At 64.8% G+C, this 2,586-nt stretch carries 2 protein-coding genes and 1 pseudogene; all 3 read left to right on the forward strand.

All coding sequences use genetic code 11. The features are described from left to right. Window positions 1-150 precede the first annotated feature (150 nt). Window positions 151-714, forward strand: a complete 564-nt coding sequence (locus tag MOV75_RS34070) for a cytochrome C oxidase subunit II (RefSeq protein ID WP_246924411.1) — start codon at window positions 151-153, stop codon at window positions 712-714. Then, a complete protein-coding gene (locus tag MOV75_RS34075) occupies window positions 701-2,323 on the forward strand; it encodes a b(o/a)3-type cytochrome-c oxidase subunit 1 (RefSeq protein WP_246924409.1) in 1,623 nt (540 codons plus the stop codon). Before MOV75_RS34070 ends, MOV75_RS34075 begins: the two co-directional genes overlap by 14 nt. After that, window positions 2,323-2,586: pseudogene (locus MOV75_RS34080) on the forward strand (cytochrome c4); the annotation flags it as partial. The gene MOV75_RS34075 and the pseudogene MOV75_RS34080, both read left to right, overlap by 1 nt.

Raw genomic sequence — 2,586 nt, forward strand, 5'->3', positions numbered from 1 at the left:
GAGCGCGCGACCAGATGCAGGATCACCTCGGTGTCGGTGGTCGACTGCATCATCGCGCCGTTCTTCACGAGCTCGCGGCGCAGCGTCAGGCCGTTGGTGAGGTTGCCGTTACTTCTATCTGTTCGTGTTCCTGCCGCGCGGATCGCTGCAATGAGCACAGAAGACACCCATGGCAGCGCCGAGGTCGCGGCCCGCGTCGAGCGGCGCTGGGCCACCATTGCCGTGATCATCATCGTGATGATGGCGCTGCTGGCGGCCTTTGCCGGCATCCACCGCGCGACCATGCCGCAGCCGCGCGTCGAGATCACCGATCCCTCGCGGCTGCATCTGTCCGGCGAATTCGTCGAGAGCAATCTCGGCAGCGTACTGGAGACAAGCGGCAACGTGACCGTGCGCGCGATCGGGCAGCAATATTCCTTCACGCCGGCCTGCATCGTGGTGCCCGTGGACACGCCGATCACGCTGCGTGCCACCAGCGCCGACGTCGTGCATGGCATCCTGATCCAGGGCACCAACGTCAACACCATGCTGGTGCCCGGCTACATTTCCGAGCAGCTCATGCGCTTTACGCGCACCGGCGACTACCTGATGCCCTGCCAGGAGTTTTGCAGCTTTGGCCACGAGGGCATGTGGGGCAAGGTCAAGGTGATCGACAAGACCGAATTCGCGGGTCGTGCCAAGGCTGGCGGGAGGCTGAGCTGTGTTGGTCAATAGGAAGCTCATCCTCGCCCATTTCTGGCTGGCCTTCGCCGTGTTCGGCATCGCGCTCACGCTCGGCGCCTGGCAGATGTTCATCCGCAGCCCAATCGGCACCTGGCTGTCCAATCCCGAGCTCTATTACCGCTCGCTGACCGCGCACGGCACGGTGATGGGCTACGTGTTCCCGACGCTGGTCGCGATGGGATTCGGCTATGCCATCAGCGAATCCGCGCTGCAGCAGCGCCTGGTCGGCGTGCGCTGGGCCTGGGCCGGATTCTGGCTGATCGTCGCCGGCAGCATCATGGCGGTGATCCCGATCGCGCTCGGCCGCGCCTCGGTGCTCTACACCTTCTATCCGCCGCTGATCGGCAACGTCTTCTACTATCTCGGCGTGGTCCTGGTCGTGGTCGGCTCGTGGATCTGGGTCGCGCTGATGTCGATCAATCTGCGGGTCTGGCGAAAGGCTCATCCCGGCGCGCCCGTGCCGCTCGCGATGTTCGCCAATGTCGCGGGTTCTTATTTGTGGGCCTGGACTGCGGTCGGCGCCGCGCTCGAGTTGCTGTTGCAGATCATCCCGGTCGCGGCGGGGCTGAAGAACACGATCGATGCCGGGCTCGCCCGCATCTTCTTCTCCTGGACGCTGCACGCCATCGTCTATTTCTGGCTGATGCCGACCTACATCGCCTATTACACCATCGTTCCGCGCGCGATCGGCGGCCGGGTCTATTCCGACAGCATGGCGCGGATCTCCTTCATCCTGTTCCTGGTGGTGGCGATGCCGATCGGCATGCATCACACCTTCGCCGATCCGCAGGTCGGCGCCGGCTTCAAGTTCATCCACTCGGCCTTCACGGCGCTGGTGGCGCTGCCGACGCTGCTGACGGTGTTCACGATCTGCGCCTCGGTCGAGATCGCGGCGCGGCTGCGCGGCGGCCGCGGCATGTTCGGCTGGATCGGCGCCCTGCCCTGGGACAATCCGATGATGCTGGCGCTGGCGTTCTCCTTCGTCATGCTCGGCTTCGGCGGCGCCGGCGGCCTCATCAACATGAGCTATCAGCTCGATGCGTCGATCCACAACACGCAGTGGATCACCGGCCATTTCCACCTGATCTTCGGCGGCGCCATCGTGATCATGTACTTTGCGATCGCCTATGATCTGTGGCCGCATCTGACCGGGCGCGAGCTGATCGATATCCGCCTGATGCGCAGCCAGCTCTGGCTGTGGTTCGTCGGCATGATCGTCACCACGTTCCCCTGGCACTGGGTCGGCATCTTGGGCATGCCGCGCCGCATGGCCTATTTCGATTTCGGCGATCCCGGCATCGCGCCACAGGCGCTTTCCGTCACCCTCTCGGCGATCGGCGGTTTCATCCTGCTGGCGTCGGGCATCATGTTCATCGTCATCCTGGCGCGCGGCATGCGCGCGCCTCAGGCCGACGCCGGGCCCTACCGCTTTGCGCTCGCCGTGCACGAACCGAGGACGGTGCCCGTCGCGCTCAATACGCATGCATTGTGGGTGGCGCTGATGATCGCCCTCACCCTCACCAATTACGGCTATCCGATCCTGAACCTGGCGCTGAGTTCGGGCACGTCGGTGCCGGCCGTCTATGTGGGAGCGCAGTGATGAGCGCGCGCGACCTCTTCACCTTCAGCAATCCGCATTTCACGCGAGGCGTCGGCATCACCGCCGCGATCCTGATCGTGACTGCGATTGCCGGCTTCATCGTGCTGCCCTTCGCGCAGCCCTGGGTGCAATTCGCCAATGTCTGGGACGCAATCTGCAGCGCCGCCGGCGTGCCGCAGCGTGCGGCCAGCGTCACGGCGCCCGAGCAGACCAAGCGGCTGACCGAGGTCGTGCTCACCTCGAATACGCTGTCACGCCCGAGC

The organism is Bradyrhizobium sp. PRIMUS42 (assembly GCF_023006515.1).
GTDB lineage: Bacteria > Pseudomonadota > Alphaproteobacteria > Rhizobiales > Xanthobacteraceae > Bradyrhizobium.

What these genes read in the sequence shown, in the direction of transcription:
- MOV75_RS34070 (WP_246924411.1), top strand. Translation starts at nt 151, where the DNA reads ATGAGCACAGAAGACACCCATGGCAGCGCCGAGGTCGCGGCCCGCGTC.